Annotated in this window: 13 protein-coding genes and 2 pseudogenes; 7 read left to right on the forward strand and 8 right to left on the reverse strand. The window is 52.2% G+C overall.

Annotated elements, in window-relative coordinates; translation table 11 throughout:
- Positions 1–16 precede the first annotated feature (16 nt).
- Positions 17–637, forward strand: a complete 621-nt coding sequence (locus Dpoa2040_RS18165) for a LysE family translocator (protein WP_168642149.1) — start codon at positions 17–19, stop codon at positions 635–637.
- Positions 638–759: 122 nt separating this feature from the next.
- On the opposite strand, the gene Dpoa2040_RS18170 is transcribed toward Dpoa2040_RS18165, so the two are convergent.
- On the reverse strand, positions 760–1,182 hold the full coding sequence (locus Dpoa2040_RS18170) for a hypothetical protein (protein ID WP_042868692.1): 423 nt from the start codon (positions 1,180–1,182) through the stop codon (positions 760–762).
- A 547-nt stretch (positions 1,183–1,729) separates the two neighbouring features.
- Between Dpoa2040_RS18170 and nifJ the strand changes: the two genes are divergently transcribed.
- The 6 genes from nifJ to Dpoa2040_RS18200 all read left to right on the forward strand — a co-directional run bounded on the left by nifJ (position 1,730) and on the right by Dpoa2040_RS18200 (position 11,609).
- A complete protein-coding gene (nifJ, locus tag Dpoa2040_RS18175; RefSeq protein WP_168642150.1) occupies positions 1,730–5,263 on the forward strand; it encodes a pyruvate:ferredoxin (flavodoxin) oxidoreductase in 3,534 nt (1,177 codons plus the stop codon).
- A 247-nt stretch (positions 5,264–5,510) separates the two neighbouring features.
- Positions 5,511–6,572, forward strand: a complete 1,062-nt coding sequence (locus Dpoa2040_RS18180; RefSeq protein WP_168642151.1) for a L,D-transpeptidase family protein — start codon at positions 5,511–5,513, stop codon at positions 6,570–6,572.
- Positions 6,573–6,843: 271 nt separating this feature from the next.
- A complete protein-coding gene (locus Dpoa2040_RS18185) occupies positions 6,844–7,299 on the forward strand; it encodes a MarR family winged helix-turn-helix transcriptional regulator (protein ID WP_168642152.1) in 456 nt (151 codons plus the stop codon).
- Positions 7,296–8,417 carry an HlyD family secretion protein gene (locus Dpoa2040_RS18190; protein ID WP_168642153.1) on the forward strand — a complete coding sequence of 374 codons (1,122 nt, stop codon included), beginning with the start codon at positions 7,296–7,298 and terminating at the stop codon, positions 8,415–8,417. Before Dpoa2040_RS18185 ends, Dpoa2040_RS18190 begins: the two co-directional genes overlap by 4 nt.
- On the forward strand, positions 8,404–10,008 hold the full coding sequence (locus Dpoa2040_RS18195) for a DHA2 family efflux MFS transporter permease subunit (RefSeq protein WP_168642154.1): 1,605 nt from the start codon (positions 8,404–8,406) through the stop codon (positions 10,006–10,008). The genes Dpoa2040_RS18190 and Dpoa2040_RS18195 overlap by 14 nt, the downstream gene beginning before the upstream one ends.
- 101 nt (positions 10,009–10,109) lie before the next feature.
- Positions 10,110–11,609, forward strand: a complete 1,500-nt coding sequence (locus tag Dpoa2040_RS18200) for a mannitol dehydrogenase family protein (protein WP_210424020.1) — start codon at positions 10,110–10,112, stop codon at positions 11,607–11,609.
- 112 nt (positions 11,610–11,721) lie between these two features.
- On the opposite strand, the gene Dpoa2040_RS18205 is transcribed toward Dpoa2040_RS18200, so the two are convergent.
- The 7 genes and pseudogenes from Dpoa2040_RS18205 to Dpoa2040_RS18230 all read right to left on the reverse strand — a co-directional run.
- Positions 11,722–13,860, reverse strand: coding sequence for a YjbH domain-containing protein (locus Dpoa2040_RS18205; protein ID WP_168642155.1), 2,139 nt, complete (start codon positions 13,858–13,860; stop codon positions 11,722–11,724).
- Positions 13,860–14,636: a capsule biosynthesis GfcC family protein gene (locus Dpoa2040_RS18210; protein WP_168642156.1), complete on the reverse strand. Its 777-nt coding sequence runs from the start codon at positions 14,634–14,636 to the stop codon at positions 13,860–13,862. Before Dpoa2040_RS18210 ends, Dpoa2040_RS18205 begins: the two co-directional genes overlap by 1 nt.
- Positions 14,637–14,645: 9 nt before the next feature.
- Entirely contained in the window at positions 14,646–15,329 is a 684-nt protein-coding gene (locus Dpoa2040_RS18215) for a YjbF family lipoprotein (RefSeq protein ID WP_168642157.1), read from the reverse strand.
- A gap of 215 nt (positions 15,330–15,544) precedes the next feature.
- A complete protein-coding gene (locus tag Dpoa2040_RS18485; RefSeq protein ID WP_256376392.1) occupies positions 15,545–15,667 on the reverse strand; it encodes a hypothetical protein in 123 nt (40 codons plus the stop codon).
- A gap of 311 nt (positions 15,668–15,978) precedes the next feature.
- Positions 15,979–17,070 (reverse strand): annotated as a pseudogene (locus tag Dpoa2040_RS18220) (IS3 family transposase).
- An 83-nt stretch (positions 17,071–17,153) separates the two neighbouring features.
- Positions 17,154–18,293: an NAD-dependent epimerase/dehydratase family protein gene (locus Dpoa2040_RS18225; protein WP_168642158.1), complete on the reverse strand. Its 1,140-nt coding sequence runs from the start codon at positions 18,291–18,293 to the stop codon at positions 17,154–17,156.
- Positions 18,294–18,345: 52 nt separating this feature from the next.
- Positions 18,346–18,680 (reverse strand): annotated as a pseudogene (locus Dpoa2040_RS18230) (hypothetical protein); the annotation flags it as partial.

Genomic DNA, 18,680 nt, shown 5'->3' on the forward strand with positions numbered 1-18,680 from the left:
GATTGGGGAGCAAAGCATGGGAAACGACATACACGCTATCGCCGCTATCGGCGGGGTTCTGGCACTCGGCGCGATGAGTCCAGGGCAAAGTTTTATTCTGGTTGCGCGTACCGCGCTGGCTGCATCCCGACGCGCCAGCCTCGCGGTTTCACTGGGGATGGGCACAGGTGCAGCTATCTTCGCACTGATAGCGCTATTGGGCCTGCAATCGCTGCTGCTCGCCGTTCCCTGGCTTTATCAGACGCTAAAAATCGCTGGCGGACTCTATCTTCTTTATCTGGCGTTCAGGCTGTTACGCGCCAGACCCAGCCACGCCATGCCAGAGCTATACGATAGCCCCACCGCACCTCAAACCCACGCTTTTCGGCTGGGACTATTAACGCAACTCAGCAACCCCAATACTGCGCTAGTGTTCGGCAGCGTATTTGCCGCACTGCTTAATCAGCAGATTGCAGGCTGGATGTACGTCACACTGCCATTGCTGGCATTCGTTATCGACTTTCTCTGGTATGCCCTGGTGGCGTTGCTGCTCTCGTCAGCCAGGCCACGCAGCGTCTACCTGCGGTTTAAAACCGGATTTGACCGTGTCAGCGGTGCCGTGATGGCAATGTTAGGTATCCGGTTGCTACTAAAATAACCGCAACAGTTAGCGTATTGCGTGACCGATTATCGGTGCACGCCCCTGACCGACATCCGCGGTAGCCGGCGAAACACACCGGCCACATCCCACAAGACCTGACGGCACCAGTAAGTGACCTATCAGGAATACAGAATTTTCGCAGCCTGCTCACTTTCTTCGTTGGAAAATCCGCCGTAGGTCATCGCGGCGATAAACGAAGCGCGACTGGAGCTGGGGTAAACCCTCTCATGCAGCACCAGACGACCAACATCTTCCGGTGTCAATTGCGGAAACTGCTCGTGAATTCCCCCCACCACATCCCGGCTGGCGTAGCCAAGTATGCGCAGAATTTCTGCTATCTCCAGCGGGGTGGTTGCATCCTGATAGGCGGAATGAATCACATCGGCGATCAGTTTCGAGGTCAGCACGTTGACTTTGGACACATCGCTATAACGGCTGCCCAGAGATTGAACAATATGGTTGATGGCGTCTTCCGGACCATAACCCCTGTCACGAATTCGGGTTAATACCGATATCATTTTGTCTCTCAGATCGATAAACATAGTGCTGTTCCTTCGTTAAAGTCGATAATCAACCTGAACCGCGAAAAAGCTATTCCTGATATGAACAATTATCCTTAAATGGTCGCGTCTGGTTTTTTTGCTGATCTGTCGCTAATGCCTGAATCATCAGAAGACCTGATACGTTATTTTCAGCATAGGCGCAGATGCCTATCCTTCCACTGGCACGAACCGGTTTGTAGACAAATGCCGAAATTTTACGCGGCTTCTGTCAAACCCTCATCAGCACGTACCTTTGCTTCCCACCAATACAATCTAATTTCATTAACGATACATTAATATTGCTTTTTGTCGTTGGCGTTATATTCCTGATAAGAATGTGATATCGGTAAAGTTGATGGTATGACCCTGTTTCGGGAACTGCACAACGCGCTGGTGAACTGGTATTATTGCCGACCCTGTGCTACGCCGCCTGCTCGCCATACACATCTTGCAACAACCTAGTGAGCTATTAATCGGTCAACAAAACCCGCTGAACGGTGATAATAACCACCCTGTAGTAATCATCATTCAGCAAGGAGGTTAAATCATGATTACCACCGACGGGAATAACGCGGTTGCTTCAGTCGCCTGGCGCACCAATGAAGTTATCGCTATCTACCCTATCACCCCCAGTTCCACCATGGCCGAACAAGCAGCAGCCTGGTCGAGCGACGAACGTAAAAATATCTGGGGAGATACGCCCAGGGTAATCGAGATGCAGTCTGAAGCCGGTGCCATCGCCACCGTGCACGGCGCACTGCAAACCGGCGCGTTATCCACCACGTTCACCTCATCGCAGGGCTTGTTGTTGATGATCCCAACGCTGTACAAGCTGGCTGGTCAGTTGACGCCGTTTGTGCTGCACGTCGCTGCACGTACCGTGGCGACCCATGCGTTATCGATTTTCTGCGACCATTCGGATGTGATGGCGGTGCGCCAGACCGGTTGTGCCATGCTGTGCGCCAGCAACGTGCAGGAAGCGCAAGACTTCGCGCTGATTTCTCAAATAGCAAGCCTAAACAGCCGCCTGCCATTTATTCATTTCTTCGACGGCTTTCGCACTTCGCACGAAATCAACAAAATCGAACCGCTGAGCGACACACAATTACGTACCCTGTTGCCGCAGGCGGCGATTGACGCACATCGTGAGCGAGCGCTCACTCCTGAACATCCGGTTATTCGCGGCACCGCGTCCAATCCGGATACCTTCTTCCAGGCACGCGAAGCCACCAACCCGTGGTACAACGCGGCATTCAGCCACGTTGCACAGGCGATGAACGACTTCGCCCGCGAGACTGGCCGTGAGTATCAACCGTTTGAGTATTACGGTCATCCCGATGCTACCCGCGTTATCGTGATGATGGGTTCCGGCGTCGGCACCTGCGAAGAGGTGATCGACACCCTGCTAGCGCGCGGCGAGAAAGTCGGTGTGGTGAAAGTCCGGCTTTACCGGCCATTTTCCGCTCAACACCTGCTGGCGGCTATCCCGCAAAGCACGCAGTCCATCGCAGTACTGGACCGCACCAAAGAGCCGGGCGCACAGGCTGAACCACTGTATCTGGACGTAATGACCGCGCTGGCGGAGGCGTTCTCACGAGGTGAGCGCCCACTTATGCCGAAGGTAATTGGCGGTCGCTATGGCTTATCTTCGAAAGAGTTCACCCCACAATGCGTAGAAGCGACGTATAAAGAGTTGGCGCTTACCAACCCCAGACCTCGCTTTACCGTTGGCATTTATGACGATATTACCCACCTGTCGCTGCCGTTGTCTGAGCAACCGATGCCGACTCAGGCCTCGCTGGAAGCACTGTTCTATGGACTTGGCAGCGACGGCACCGTATCCGCCGCCAAGAACTCGATCAAAATCGTGGGTAATTCGACCCCGCTGTTCGTACAAGGCTATTTCGTTTACGACTCCAAAAAAGCCGGCAGCCTGACGGTTTCCCACATGCGCGTCGGCCCACACCCGATTCATTCGGCCTACCTGATTGAACAGGCGGATTTCGTAGCCTGCCACCAGTGGCAGTTTATCGACAAATACAACATGGTGGAGCGCCTGAAACCCGGCGGCATCTTCCTTGTCAACACCCCCTACAGCGCTGATGACCTGTGGCACCGATTGCCGCAGGAAGTCCAGGCTGGGCTGAACCAGCGTCAGGCACGCGTGTATTGCATTAACGCCGCGAAAATCGCCCGTGAATGCCAGTTGGGCGCCCGCATCAACACCGTGATGCAAATGGCGTTCTTCCATCTGACGCAAATTCTGCCGGGCGGCGATGCACGCGACAAACTCCGCGCCGCCATTGCCAGCAGCTACGGCAGCAAAGGTCAGGAACTGGTGGAACGCAACTGGCGGGCGCTAGATGCAACGTTAGATGCGCTGGAAACAGTAGCGCTGGAGAGGGTAAATCCAGCCAGCCCGTGCCGCCCGCCGGTGGTATCCGACGCTGCGCCCGATTTCGTCAAAACCGTTACCGCCGCCATGCTGGCCGGACTGGGCGACAGCCTGCCGGTATCCGCCCTGCCGCCGGATGGCACCTGGCCGGTCGGTACCACCCAATGGGAAAAGCGCAACATCGCCGAAGAAATCCCGTTGTGGAAGCCGGAGCTTTGCACCCAATGCAACCACTGTGTGGCCGCCTGCCCGCACTCCGCTATCCGCGCCAAAGTGGTACCAGCCGATGCCATGGCCGACGCACCGACTTCATTGCAGTCGTTAGAGGTGAAGGCTCGTGACATGCGTGGTCAGAAGTACGTGTTGCAGGTAGCACCAGAAGACTGCACTGGCTGCAACCTGTGCGTAGAAGTATGCCCAGCCAAAGATCGCCAGAATCCGGAGATCAAAGCCATCAACATGGCACCGCGGCTGGAGCATGTGGCGACGGAGAAAACGCATTACGACTTTTTCCTCACGCTGCCGGAAATCGACCGCGGCAAACTGGAACGCATCGACATTCGCACCTCGCAGTTAATCACACCGCTGTTCGAATATTCCGGCGCGTGTTCCGGCTGTGGCGAAACACCGTACATCAAGCTGCTGACCCAGCTGTACGGCGACCGCCTGCTGGTCGCCAACGCCACCGGTTGCTCTTCGATTTACGGCGGCAACCTGCCGACAACGCCCTGGACTACTGACGCTAATGGCCGCGGACCGGCCTGGGCCAACTCGCTGTTTGAAGACAATGCCGAGTTCGGGCTGGGTTTCCGTCTGAGCGTTGACCAGCATCGCCAGCGTGCGCTGCGCCTGCTGGAACAGCTCAAGCCGCAGTTGCCTGCCGACCTGATAGCCGACCTGCGGGAAGAGTCAGTCGCCGTTGATACACGCCGTGAACAGATTGTTCGCCTGCGTCAGTTACTCAGCGCCATCGACAGCGCCGATGCCCGTCAACTTACAGCAGACGCCGACCATCTGGTGGATAAATCCATCTGGCTGATTGGTGGCGACGGCTGGGCCTACGACATCGGCTACGGCGGCCTTGACCACGTGATGAGCCTGTCGGAAAACGTCAACGTGCTGGTGCTCGACACCCAGTGCTATTCCAACACCGGCGGCCAGCAGTCTAAGGCTACTCCGCTCGGCGCGGTCACCAAGTTTGGCGAGCAAGGCAAACGCAAAGCGCGCAAAGACCTCGGTGTTACGGTCATGATGTACGGCCACGTCTATGTGGCACAGATTTCACTGGGCGCTCAACTTAACCAGACCGTGAAAGCAATTCAGGAAGCGGAAGCCTGGCCGGGTCCGTCGCTGATTATCGCCTATAGCCCTTGCGAAGAACACGGCTACGATCTGGCATTTAGTCACGACCAGATGCGTCAGTTGACCGCGACCGGTTTCTGGCCGCTGTACCGCTTCGATCCGCGCCGCACGGCGCAAGGCAAATCGGCGTTGGTAACGGACTCGCGTCCGCCGTCAGCCAGCCTGAGCGAAACCCTGCTCAATGAGCAGCGTTTTCGTCGGCTCAACAGCCAGCAGCCGGAAGCCGCCGCCCGGTTGTATGAAGAAGCAGAGGCAGACCTGCGCCGACGCTACGACTTCCTCAGCCTGCTGGCAGGCAAAGCGGAAAAAAACACCGAGGAATAATGCCGGTGACACGGCTTACGCAGGGAGCGGTCAACCGCTCCCTGATTATTTCTAAAGCGCATCAGCCACGCGGCTTGTCCATTTTCGTCATCACCTCATGTCCCTGATACCCACTTTAATGTAATTGATTGTACATCTGGTTTTCCTGCCGACCTTCTGCACATATAATGCGCATCTGGATTTTATGATCCAGATAACAACAATTCCTTTGCCGCAATGGCTTTTAACACTCAACAAAGACATGAAAATGAGTATTCGCGCGATCTTGACATTAGTTGTGGCGGCGGCTGCTTTCAGCCAGACAGCTCTCGCCGTGGTTTATCCATTGCCAGCCCCGAATAGCCGGTTGGTGGGAGAAAATATTCAAGTTACCATTCCCAACGGCAGCACTGATGCGCTGGAGCACTTTGCCGCCCAGTACCAGATGGGCCTGAGCAACCTGCTGGAAGCCAATCCGGGCATTGATGTCTATCTGCCCAAACCCGGCAGCACCATGACGGTGCCGCAACAACTGATTCTCCCCGACGCACCGCGTGAAGGCATCGTGATCAACAGTGCCGAGATGCGTCTGTATTACTACCCGAAAGGTTCCAAAACCGTGGTGGTGTTGCCGATTGGTATCGGCCAGCTCGGCAAAGATACCCCAATCAACTGGGTAACCTCAGTTCAGCGCAAGAAAGAGCGCCCGACCTGGACGCCAACTGCCGCCATGCACGCAGAATATGCCGCCCGCGGTGAATACCTGCCTCAGGTTTACCCAGCCGGTCCGGACAACCCGATGGGTCTGTATGCGCTCTACATCGGCAACCTGTACGCCATCCACGGCACCAACGCCAACTTCGGTATCGGTCTGCGCGTCAGCCACGGTTGCGTTCGTCTGCGCGACAAAGACATCAAATACCTGTTTGACCATGTTCCGGTCGGCACTCGCGTCCAGTTTATCAACGAACCGGTGAAAGCCACGGTGGAGCCGGATGGTTCACGCTATGTCGAAGTTCACAACCCGCTGTCTCGTACTGAAGCAGAGTTCAACTCCGACGTACCGGTGCCGCTCAAGCTGACCCCGGCAGTAACCAAGGTACTGGCAGACGCCAGCGTAAGCGAAAGTTCGGTTAATCAGGCGCTGCAAAACCGTATGGGTATGCCGACGAAAGTGAACGGTCCCGAAGAAAATATCGCACCAGCGGCTCCGCAGATGCCGGCCATTCAGCAGACTAATACACCGGATAACGTACAACCGGCAGCCCCTGTGGCTCAGCCAGTGGTTACCAACGCCGCGCCAGTTGCTGCAGACGCCAGCAAATCCTAATCTCTGGATATTCATCCGGTTCACAGGGCAGCTTACGCTGCCCTGTTTGTTTTTCAGCCCGGTTACTCCTTATTCGCCATCCTATCTGATCCGACCTTTAACTCTCATCGTGTTAGGTATTATTAACAAGATCACCTTCCCACACCTGTACGTAGCGTAATGTGTCTTAGCAGGTCTGTAGCACTGTTGTTCTTACCCTCACAAAATCAATTGACTTATCATTAATTGACTTGTTAACTAATGAAATATCATCTACCTCATGGACTTCATCATGTCACAGACCGAATCTTCCGCTCGCCGCCACTTCGCCATCCAGATGGGGCAAACTACCCGCCTGTGGCGCCGGGTTATTGACCGGGAATTACAGCCTTACGGATTAACCCAAGCCAGCTGGCTACCCTTATTGTTTATCGCCCGTGAAAAAACGGCTATCCACCAGAAAGCGCTGGCTGAAACATTAGGGCTGGATGCCTCCGCGGTGGTAAGAGTATTAGATAGCCTTCAAAAACAGGGTCTTATTGAACGGCGAGAGGGAAATGATCGTCGTTTCCGCGAGATTCATCTTACCGCTATCGGGCTGGAACAGGTGGAGAAGGTGGAATCCATCGCTGGGCAGGTCCGTAATCAGGCGTTGGACGGGATATCAGAACAAGATATTCAACAGGTTAGCCGGGTTATCAATCAGGTTATTGCGAATCTTTCCCGAAGCGAAAACGGTCATTCATGAATAAACACGCATCCAGACTGGCGGAATTTCAGCGTCTGAGCCAGCGCCAGCGTACCTTTTTACTGACCGGCACCGCCTTGCTGTTAGTGGCATTGCTCATGCTGGCCTATTGGTTTCACCAGCGCTTCACGCACATCAGCGAAACGGACGCCCACGTAATGGGAGAAGTCATCTCACTGGCCAGCCGGGAAAACGGCTGGGTTACAGCCCGTCCGGTTATCGATGGCGACGTCATCCGCAAAGACCAGTTGCTGGCACAGATAGATGATCGCGATGCCCGCCTGCGGCTGGCGCAGCAGGAAGGGAGTCTGGCTGCGGCGGACGCGCAAATTACCTACAGCCAGACCCAGCGTCAGGTCACCGACCTCACGACGCAGGCCACACTGGATGAGGCTCGCGCAAAGCTGGCGTCAAGCGACTCCGCCGTCAGCAATGCCGGTTACCAGCTTAGCCTGGCTCAGAGCAATTTCCAGCGTGACGATCAACTGCTGAAAAACAACCTGACCGCCCGCAAAACCTGGGATGAATCTCACACTATGCTGTTGCAACGCCAGAGCGAACTGCACGAAGCCGAAGCCCAGCGTCACGCTCAGCAAGCGGCGTTGAACAACGCCCTGGCACAGCGCAACACCCTGCAAGTACTTGACAGGCAGATAGAAATGCAGCGCCAGCAGCGAATCGCGTTGCAGGCACAGGTTGATCAACTCAAACAGGAAATTGCCGACCGGGCACTGCGTTCTCCGGTAGATGGCGTGGTGGATCGCACTATCGTCAATGTGGGCAGTTACGCCCAGGCCGGTCAGTGGATCATGCTGGTCCATGATCCGCGTAATCTGTGGGTGGAAGCCAATATCAAAGAAACCGCGATTGGTCAGGTGCGGGTCGGCCAGACTGTAGATATCCAGGTCGATGCCTACCCGGAGAAACATTTCAGCGGCCATGTGATCCGGGTTGGCAATGCCGCCACCAACCAGTTTGCGCTGCTGCCAAGCCCCAATCCATCCGGTAATTTCACCAAAATCACCCAGCGCGTACCAGTGCGTATCGCTCTGGATGACCCAAACAGCGGCCTGAAACCGGGCCTGATGGCGGAAGTCAGCATCAATGTCGCCGATTGAAGCCCAGGCCGCCCGTTTTGGTCACCGCTATCGCTGGCTGGCGACGGTTACCATCATGCTGGGCACCATCGCCACCACAGCCACGGCAACCATCGTCAATGTAGCGATGCGTGACATTATGGGCGCATTCGGCATGGGTCAGGATCAGGCACAGTGGTTGTCTACCGCGTTTCTGGCCTCAATGACCGCGACCATGCTGATCACCGCCTGGACGCTGGAGCGTTTTGGCTACCGCGCCACCTATGTCGGTTCATTGGCGGTGTTCGTGGTTGGCAGCCTGCTCGGTACCTTTAGCCAGAACAGCACCGAAGTCATCCTTGCCCGTATTCTTCAGGGTGGCGCCAGCGGCGTAATCCAGCCGCTGGCGATGATCATCATCTCGCAAGTTTTCCCGGTATCGGAACGCGGCAAAGCGATGGGGATTTACGGCGTCGGAGTGGTACTGGCGCCTGCGCTGGGACCTGCTGCCGGCGGATTAATGGTTGACCAGCTTGACTGGCGCGCAGTCTTCATGGTGGTGGTGCCGTTTTGTCTGGCAGGGATCGCTGCGGCAGGGGTGATCCTCCCCGCTAAAAGTACAGCAGCCGACAGCACGCCACGCCGCTTCGATACATTGGGGTTCATTTTGCTGATCATCGCGCTGACCTCGCTGCTGGCTGGGCTTTCCAACGGGCAACGCGAAGGCTGGGAGTCCTTCTTCATTCTCTGCCTGCTGACTACCGCCGTGATCTCTACGCTAGCGTTTATCATCCGCGAATTTACCACGCCGTATCCGCTGCTTAACTTGCGGGTGTTCGCCAACCCGGCGTTTACCTCCGGCTGTATCGTGGCGTTCGCACTGGGTGCGGGGATTTATGGCTCAACCTACATCATCCCGTTGTTTGTACAGAGCATTCAAGGATATACCCCTACCCGCTCCGGCCTGCTGCTAATGCCGGCAGGACTGGCGCTCGGCATGGTGTTCCCGCTCGCAGGGTCGCTCAGCGACAAACTCAAGCCCCACCTGCTGGTGATTGCGGGTTTGCTGCTGTTCGGGCTGTCTTGCTGGCTGTCCAGCGCGGCAGACACCGATACCCCGTTCTGGACTATGGCCTGGTGGATTGTCGTCGGACGCATCGGGCTTGGGGTGATGCTTCCTGCCATGAACGCCGGCGCGCTGCGAGCGCTGCCGCCAGCACAACTGGCACAGGGCGCAGGCAGCCTCAATTTCATCCGTCAGTTGGGCGGCGCAATGGGGGTCAACCTGTTGTCGGTGTTTGTTGAACGGCGCGCCACTTTTCACGGCCAGATGCTGGCACAGTCGCTAACGCTGGATAATATCCGCAGTACCGACGCCATCCGCCAGCTTGGCCTGCTGTTTGGTTACGGCGGCAATCCGCTTGGCGACCCGCTGAGTACCCGCATCAACCCCGGTATCATGACCTACCTGGAATCGATACTGACGCCCAAAGCGCAAATGTTTGCTTACCAGGATGGTTTTTTCATGGTGGCGATGTTCTTTTTCCTGGCGATATTGCCCGCCTGGTTTATCCGGCCCCGACCGGTGCTGAACCCGACATCACAGGCAAGTAGAGCGAAAGCGTCGGCATGACTCTGTGAACCGGCTTCAGAACACGCTATATGACAGTTGCCGCCCAGCCGAAAGACCGTTAAGGTTGGGCGGTTAAATTTTCTCTTTTCAGGACGCCAGCTATGTCCAGTAACAGTTTGTCCAGCAACGAAAAAAATCTATCCAATACGGCGCTTCCCGCCGCCGTGCAACACCCACGCTATGATCGTCAGTCGTTGAAACCCCGTATCGTGCACATTGGCTTTGGTGCGTTCCACCGCGCACATCAGGCGCTGCTGACGGATAGGGTACTCAACCGTCAGGGCGGCGATTGGGGAATTTGCGAAGTGGTGTTATTTAGCGACGACACCCTGATTTCCGCTCTGCGCCGTCAGGATCATCAGTTTACCGTGCTGGAGAAAGCAGCCCACGGTAATCAGGCGATTGTGGTTGGTGCGGTCTGTAAGTCGTTGCACGCCCGTGTGGAAGGAATAGCGACGATTCTGGAACAACTGGCGGACCCTGTCGTTTCTATCGTCTCGTTAACTATCACCGAAAAAGGTTATTGCCGTTCGGGCAACAAAGGAGAGCTGGACCAGAACAACCCGCTAGTACAGCAGGATCTGGCCCAACCACGCCAACCGACATCGGTGCCGGGATTACTGGCGGAAGCGCTACGCCTGCGTCGTGAACGGGGTGTTCCCCCCTTCTCGGTGCTTTCCTGCGATAACGTGCCGGAAAACGGCAAAGTTACCCGACAAGTGGTGATGGACGCAGCACGCTTGCAAGATCCCGCTCTGGCGGACTGGATAGCGCAGCACGTGACCTTCCCCAATACCATGGTGGACCGTATCGTACCGGCGGCCACACCGGAAACGCTGAGCCACATTGCTGAAGCCATCGGCGTGACGGACCCGTGCGGCATCGCCTGCGAGCCGTTCATTCAGTGGGTGGTGGAAGACAGATTTGTGGCTGGCCGTCCCGACTGGGAACTGGCAGGGGCACAACTGGTAGATGACGTGCTGCCGTTTGAAGAGATGAAACTGCGTATGCTCAACGGTAGCCACTCTTTTCTGGCTTACCTCGGTTATCTGGCCGGCTACGAGCATATCAATGACTGTATGGACGACCTGCACTACCGTAAGGCAGTCCGCCACTTGATGTTGCAGGAACAAGCACCGACGTTGCAGGTATCCGGCGTGGATCTAAGCGCGTATGCCGATCAACTGCTTGAACGTTTTTCCAACCCGGCGCTAAAACACCGCACATGGCAGATTGCTATGGATGGCAGTCAGAAACTGCCCCAACGCATGTTGGCCTCGCTGCGCTGGCATTTGGCTCACGGCAGCGACCACCGCGCACTGACGTTGGGCGTGGCTGGATGGATGCGTTACGTCGGCAGCATTGATGATGCAGGCCAGGTTATCGATATCCGCGATCCGCTGGCCGCTACGTTAAAGCAAATCGTCAGCACAACCGCTGACGATGCCGGGCGAGTCCGTGGTCTGTTGTCCATCAGCGCATTGTTTGGCGATGACCTGCCCGGTAACGCAGCGTGGGTAGACGAACTGACCACTGCCTACCTGTCGCTACGAGACAAGGGTGCCAAAGCAACCGTTGCTTCGTTGTTAAACCGCTATTAATACTACAACATCAATATTGTTGATGTAGCTGGCGCCAAGACGCCAGCTACTAAATAACGGTTTAATACTATTACCGCTTTAATAGTATTACCGCTTTAATAGTATTACCGCTTTAACGTTGAGTACGGGTAACCCCATATAACGTACTTTGACGTTCCAGCATCTGTCCGCCATCACGCGTTAACGGCACCCAACCAAATGCACCACGGCTGGTCGTCGGACTCAGGAAGAGTAAATCAAACGGAATAGAAACATAGAGTCCTTTGGTAAAACTACCTTCACCGTACTCTACTGCACTGACATTCGTCTTGGTAGCATAAGCGCCCATCACAATGCCACTGTCAAAACGTTTGGACAGATCTAATGTCACCCCTTTATCGCCTGCCAGATAACGACCAACACTGACTTTTGCCAACCCACCTTTCAGGAACGGAAGCTCCCAGTACGTTGTCAGATGACCAGTCATGACCTCATAGTCAGCCAGTCGCATCGTATCATTCCAGTCACGCTGTTTGACATAGTTCATATCCAATCCTATGGCCCAGCTCCGTCCATAAGGGCGGTACAACACTTCCCCACCTACACCAGCGTACATCATTTCCAGATAGCCACCGTACATTTGGCTATACCAGTCTTGGGCTAATTGGTCACGGCGGTTCAATTGCAGACTGGTTAGCAAAACATCCGATGAGGTGACATATTCACGAATCCAGGTGCGGACACGTGGCAATGCCGACGTATCACTGGGAGGGGTCTTAAAATTGAACTTGTTGTAGTTGTTAACAATGTTGATAAGCGTCGAGCCATCCACACTCCAGTGATCAGTCAGGTAAAGATGCCCAGAAACATTTGCAGCAACCTGATACATGTAGAAGGACTCCGGTCCCCCGAACGATTGCTTGAGCGATGGATCTATAGAGTAGCTAAACTGTTCGGGAACCGTGTTTACCACCTGCTGTCCTTGAACATCTTGCAATGGTTCACGACGCAAAACTTCCGGTTCAGGCTGCCCCAGTGGGGTCGATGCCGTCTGCTGCTGACGCAACGCATTAGCATCGACATGCACGCTGTTAATCGGCAGTTCCTGATTTTTGGTCACTATATGATATTCGCTGACACTAGTGGGCACATGGTTAGCCAGCACCAATGCTGCACGCTGCGCTGCTTCATCCATATCGCGGTATTTAGTCTGACTGGCCATCAACGTGAGCTGCTTATTGTCAGTATAAATATCGGACTGCCCGAACCCTGCTTTGTCGTTAAGTTCCGACGTTACCTGCTGCCAGTCAGTTCCGCCTTGTTTACGCTGTACTGGTGCATAAACCGGCATCTCATTGTGCAAATAATTAGGCCGGAGTTTATTAAAATTGGTACGCAGGGTAATTCCCCACATCAAGGTGTTACCACGTTGCCAGGAGAGGGACGTATCCAGCAGATCACCAAGTCGATACACCATGCCAACGTTAATAGGGGAATCCTGATTGATGCGCCCGGCAAATTCCTGACTGTAATCATTGCCGTCAAATTCTAATTTCAGGCGCAACGGATCCCACGGAGTTTGGTACTCAATACCACCGAACAATGCCGCCGGGCCGTGGAAAAAATTCTTAACCTCAAACTGACCACCCTGCCCACTAAAGCTATTATTACGGTTGCAGAAACTGTTGTATACCGAACAGAAGGGGTTGGAAATATTACCGCTCTGGGCCATATTGCCCCAACCCATTCCCAACGTGATGTCAAAAGGCCCGAAACGTTTACTGCCTACCACATACTCGCTATCAAACAATCCGGTTCCTGCAATATCACGCAGGCCAAACGAAACCTCAGGAAGTAATCGATCCTCTTGCCAAATACGGGCTTTAATATCAAAACTTTTATCTTTATAAGTCTGATTTCCACTGAAACTTTCAACCTGACTATAAAGACGAGTACGCACATCGGTATAGCGTAGAGTGGCTTCCAGCCAATCGGTAAACTGCATTGATATCGAGTAACGACGATATTGATCATTATCCCGATAATTGACGCTGAACTCACCAGCATCTGCCATACGCGCAGTCGGCATTTGCCACAAACCAACACCGCCGAAATCGCTCTGAGAGACACCCGCGGGATGGAAATAGGCATTGGGATTGGTTTGACCGGCAAGATTATCTTCTGAAGGGCTGGAAGCCTGCGCCTGAGCAACCAAAAGACTACTAATCACCAGAGATAAATAATGTAACTTAAATTCTTTTTTCTTAGCCATTAGCGTGGAATCCGGTTTGCAAGATAGTCGGCAATCTGATCATTCAGGGATGCCATATCGTCAGGCAATATCGTGGGATCAAACCCAATAAACAGCGTTTCTCCCGCTGCAGGTTCAATATGCTTACGGTTCCATATCGCCATAGGTACTTTACGCCAGGTACCCGCACCATTAATCAGATAGCCGTAGTTTTTATCCGCACCAGGTAACCAGCGATACCCTTGAACATACTGTTCGACTGACCAACCCGATTTCAACTCCACATCCTTGAATACACGTGGCGTACCGATATCAATATCCAGACTGATCAATCCGAATAAAGATACCTTCGAGGTGTAAGGTGCCAAATAAAGCGAATATTGCCCTACTAATGGCCGGTTTTGGTTGATAAACAACCGAACCTTATCTGGATCAAGTTCTGTCTGGATACGCCCGGCAACGTTGATATTTTTTAGGGCCTGAGCCAGATACCAGGCAGCCACAGCGTAATCACCATCCCGATTGCGCCACGTATTTTGCAAACTATACAACTTATCTTGAAGCACCTGCCCTTGCACTTTCGTCTGTTCAGTCTTCGCTAGATTTGCAATCAATGCCGTTTGCCAGTTAACGTCCGAAGGCAAAGGTTGCTGCGCGTAAAATTGTTCCAGACGAGTGCCATCAGCCAATTCAATTATCTGAGGCGTCTGCCCGGTATAGTTAATGGTCAATGTCGCTGCGCCTGCTGCACCACTCACCAATAATATTGCTGTGGTTAAATTTTTAAAAAACAGCATAAGACCCCTTTATTGTGCATAGGGTTTCAACAGAGTAAATTCCACCAACGCCATATCCGGCCCCATATACTGGTGGCTCTTGATAACCTGACCATTTTCAGGGTCAAGCCAATAGTGGTTGGTGTAGGCTTTTCCAAGGGAAGGAAAAGCGACCTGCTCATCAAAACGCACCAGTTGACGAGGTTTATCCAGAATAGTGACTGTTTCCATACCCACTCGTTCAAAGCGGGACTGAGCATCATATCCACCGCGGAATACCAGTCGCCAATAGATTCGTGTATGCCACTGCTTAGGTGTACCCGGCTTGAGCAACCCCAATGTTAGTGGGTCTTGTTCAATATTTTCGACCTGTAGGATATCCTCCCCCAGATCTTGGGTTTTTATCAGACGCCCCCCGACAGAAGTAGTCACAATCCCTTTATCTGCAGAAAGCCACTTCAATTGATGATTTTCTGCAAATGCCAGTACTATAAACGCTTGAGGGATCTTACCGAGCTTCAAATAAGCGGAAGCATAAGGCAACCGACGGACCTGTTCTGGTGTCACAGATGTATTGTCTTGCCCCCAAATCGCCTGCCCGACCATTTGCCGAACCAATGTCTGCTGCTGCGAACAGCCAGAAAGCAGCAGAGAGAAAAAAGGAAAAACCCAGAATGTACGGATAAATTGCTGCGATTTTCTTCTTCGTATCATTAATATTTTTCTCGCCAGACATCATCATAAAATAAGAAAAGGCCACCGAAGTGGCCTTTGAATTACAATCTATCAACCACGAGTGGTAGTAGTGGTAGAAACGGTCGTACTGGTAGCAGTAGTAGAACCGCCTGAGTTATCGTTACTAGACGAAGCTGCAACAGCAATACCGATAGCGGCAGCAGCTGCAACACCTGCAGCTATAGCACCAGCAGTCACACCGCCGATTGCCGCAGCACTAGCAGCACTGGCGCCAGCAGCAGCAGCGCCTGTACCAGCTCCAGCCCCAGCACTAGTTGCGGTTCCCGCTCCAGCACCTGTAGCAGGAGCAGCAGCAAAAGTACTGGTGGACATAGCCAGTGTGATAGCCAATGTAAGGAGAGCTTTCCTCATTTCTAAATTTCCTTAATTTATTTCATATGAAATACAACAAGAAAGACAGGACAAACCCAGAGACGCCATCCTGCCTTAGTTACAAGCAGGCAGCAATAGCTACCCGCTCGTATTACTGTCCAGGCAATACAGCTAAACAATACTTAAGCACTGAAATAGCAGCAACTACCAGAACCATTCTAAGTTAAGCAAAAATTGACATGTAGAAAAATAAAAAATCAATCTGATCTCTTCCCAATATCAGTGCCAGGCTAAATTAGAGATCCGGACCTTTTTGCAGACTTCGGACAAATTCCTCCGGAGTCTGGTTATTTAACGAGGAATGGGGCCTTTGTTGGTTATATTCCTGCCGCCAGCGCTCGACCTTTTCCTGCGCATCTTCCAGTGACAGGAACCCGTGGACATTCATCGCGAAAATTGCCATTAAATGACTCGATCAGCACATTATCTGTCGGTTTTCCGGGCCGTGAGAAGTCCATCGTCACCTTGTTTTCATAGGCCCATGGATCCAACGACCTGGAAATAAATTCGCTGCCGTTGTCGGTCTGCAGCCGTCCCGGCACGCGCTTGCGTAACTGTTTCAAACACTCCATCACGGCGACCACATCCTCGCCGCGCAACCCCTGACCGACCTGGATCGCCAGACATTCCCGACTAAAATTATCGACTACAGTTAGCGCCCGTATCCGACGCCCGTTGAACAGATTATCAGCAACGACGTCCATGCTCCAGCACGGGCCCACTACACTGACTGCCGGACGTGCACGTCGCTGTCTGGCGGTGACATGCTGGCGGGGACGCTTTGTCCGCAGATTCAGACCTTCCTGACAATAAATACGGTGAGTTTTCTTATGGTTAATCAACCAGCCTTCCCGACGCAGAAGAATATGAATGCGCTGAACGCCGTAACGAATACGGGTTTCGGCAATTTCCCTTATCCGCTGTGTGACGGCCCGGTCATCACGGCAACTGCGGTAGTGATACACCGTGCGGCTCTGCATCATCAGACGACAGCCGCGACGCAGTCCGATACGGTAAGCTTCCAGCAGATACGCCACTGCCTCACGCTTTTGCACGGGCCTCAGAACTTTTTTCGGATGACGTCCTGCAACATCTCCTTGTCCAGGCTCAGGTCCGCCACCAGCCGTTTCAGACGGTGGTTCTCTTCCTCCCGTTGTCGTAACCGGCGCAGCTCCGTCACGCCCATGCCGCCGAACTTCTTTTTCTAATTGTAAAAGGTGGCTTCGGAAATCCCCATCTTTCTGCAGACTTCCTCTACCCGCGTGCCGGTTTCGGCCTGCTTCAGGGCAAACGCAATCTGTTCTTCGGTGAATCGCGACTTTTTCATGCCGGATGACCTCTTTTTTACGGAGAAAATGGGCCGAAAACTCTACTTTACACCGGTACTGAACAAAGGGAAGAGATCAACAACTATCTATATAACCCTTTTTCCTTCATCTCATTCAAACTATAATCATATGTGTCTTCTTTAATTTCTTGTAAATTCACCCAACGCGTGAATCTTCCAATTCCCTCTTCGAAAGAGACCATAGGTTCGAAACCAAGAACATTACGAATCTTAGTCAAATCCGCATAGTTATGTCTTATATCTCCCAATCGATAATTCCCTGAAACAGAGATATTTACACTCGAGCAATAAGCAGACTTTAATTCATTGGCGACACGCAAAACACTAATCGGTTCTCCACACCCGACATTAAACACCTGATAATTTGCTTCATCTTTTTCAATCCCGAGAATAGTAGCACGGACCACATCATCAACATAAACAAAATCACGACTCTCAAGTCCGTCTTCAAATATATTTATCTGATTATTATTTTTTATACGAGTCGAAAAAATAGAAAGGATTCCCGTATACGGATTAGTCAATGATTGACCAGCACCATACACATTTTGATATCGGAAAGCCACAGCAGGAATATTCAATGACTTCCCCATAACAAGAAACATCTGTTCCTGTACTTGCTTAGTGATACCATAAATGGAGGAAGGGTGAATCAGACTATCTTCATGGGTAGGCAGTAATTTAACTTTATTTCCAGAAATAGGGCATTTTACTTCGAAATCCCCTTTCGCCATATTTTCACTTTTCCTTTCCGTTGGATAAACATCACCAAACCCTTCAGAAAAATAACGGCCCTCACCATAAATAGCGCGCGATGACGCTACTATTATTTTCTTAACCGAATGCTTTTGATTAGCCAGAATATCAAAAAAGATCGCCGTCCCCTTTATATTAACATCCGTATAACGCTCAACCTCATACATTGACTGTCCAGTGCCCGTTTCAGCAGCGAGATGAACCACCACATCAACACCTGCTAGAGCATTTGTCCAATCATCTTTTGACAGAACATTACCCTTAATAAAAAGGACTTTATTTTCTATTTTTTTATAAAGGGGTGATTCATTATAATCCTCACCATGAATCTGGTGGGAAAGATTATCTAAAACTGTAACATCATACCCTTTTTCAATTAATTCTAAAGCCAAGGATGAACCAATAAACCCAGCACCACCAGTAATTAAAACCCTATTATATTTCACAAATGCACCTCAGAAAACCAAAAAAAACAAGATAACGCGGAAAGTATAAAAATCACCGCCGCCCTAAAATATTAATCACCCATGACCTCAAACTATACTTTGAATAAATAGTCCCAGGCAATTCTTTATACTCTTCTTCTAAAAAAGAACTCACTTCAGAAAGATTATGCTCATTAGCAACATAAATGTTGCTTGAATTAAAAAAATCATAACCTGCCACACTCGAACTAGTAGTTATAATTTTTTTTCCCGCACCTAACATTTCAATCGTCCTCATCGTAAGCCCTTTTTGAGCCAAATGAGGCACATCAATAATACATTTTGATTTTTTAATTATATTAACAACCTGCTCAGACGACATTGATTTAAACGATACAGCACTTATTG

The sequence above is a fragment of the Dickeya sp. CFBP 2040 genome (assembly GCF_012273755.1).
GTDB lineage: Bacteria > Pseudomonadota > Gammaproteobacteria > Enterobacterales > Enterobacteriaceae > Dickeya > Dickeya poaceiphila.

Coding starts and splice junctions, on each gene's coding strand:
- Dpoa2040_RS18165 (WP_168642149.1), top strand. CDS start 17: ATGGGAAACGACATACACGCTATCGCCGCTATCGGCGGGGTTCTGGCA.
- Dpoa2040_RS18170 (WP_042868692.1), bottom strand. CDS start 1,182: ATGTTTATCGATCTGAGAGACAAAATGATATCGGTATTAACCCGAATT.
- nifJ (WP_168642150.1), top strand. CDS start 1,730: ATGATTACCACCGACGGGAATAACGCGGTTGCTTCAGTCGCCTGGCGC.
- Dpoa2040_RS18180 (WP_168642151.1), top strand. CDS start 5,511: ATGAGTATTCGCGCGATCTTGACATTAGTTGTGGCGGCGGCTGCTTTC.
- Dpoa2040_RS18185 (WP_168642152.1), top strand. CDS start 6,844: ATGTCACAGACCGAATCTTCCGCTCGCCGCCACTTCGCCATCCAGATG.
- Dpoa2040_RS18190 (WP_168642153.1), top strand. CDS start 7,296: ATGAATAAACACGCATCCAGACTGGCGGAATTTCAGCGTCTGAGCCAG.
- Dpoa2040_RS18195 (WP_168642154.1), top strand. CDS start 8,404: ATGTCGCCGATTGAAGCCCAGGCCGCCCGTTTTGGTCACCGCTATCGC.
- Dpoa2040_RS18200 (WP_210424020.1), top strand. CDS start 10,110: ATGTCCAGTAACAGTTTGTCCAGCAACGAAAAAAATCTATCCAATACG.
- Dpoa2040_RS18205 (WP_168642155.1), bottom strand. CDS start 13,860: ATGGCTAAGAAAAAAGAATTTAAGTTACATTATTTATCTCTGGTGATT.
- Dpoa2040_RS18210 (WP_168642156.1), bottom strand. CDS start 14,636: ATGCTGTTTTTTAAAAATTTAACCACAGCAATATTATTGGTGAGTGGT.
- Dpoa2040_RS18215 (WP_168642157.1), bottom strand. CDS start 15,329: ATGATACGAAGAAGAAAATCGCAGCAATTTATCCGTACATTCTGGGTT.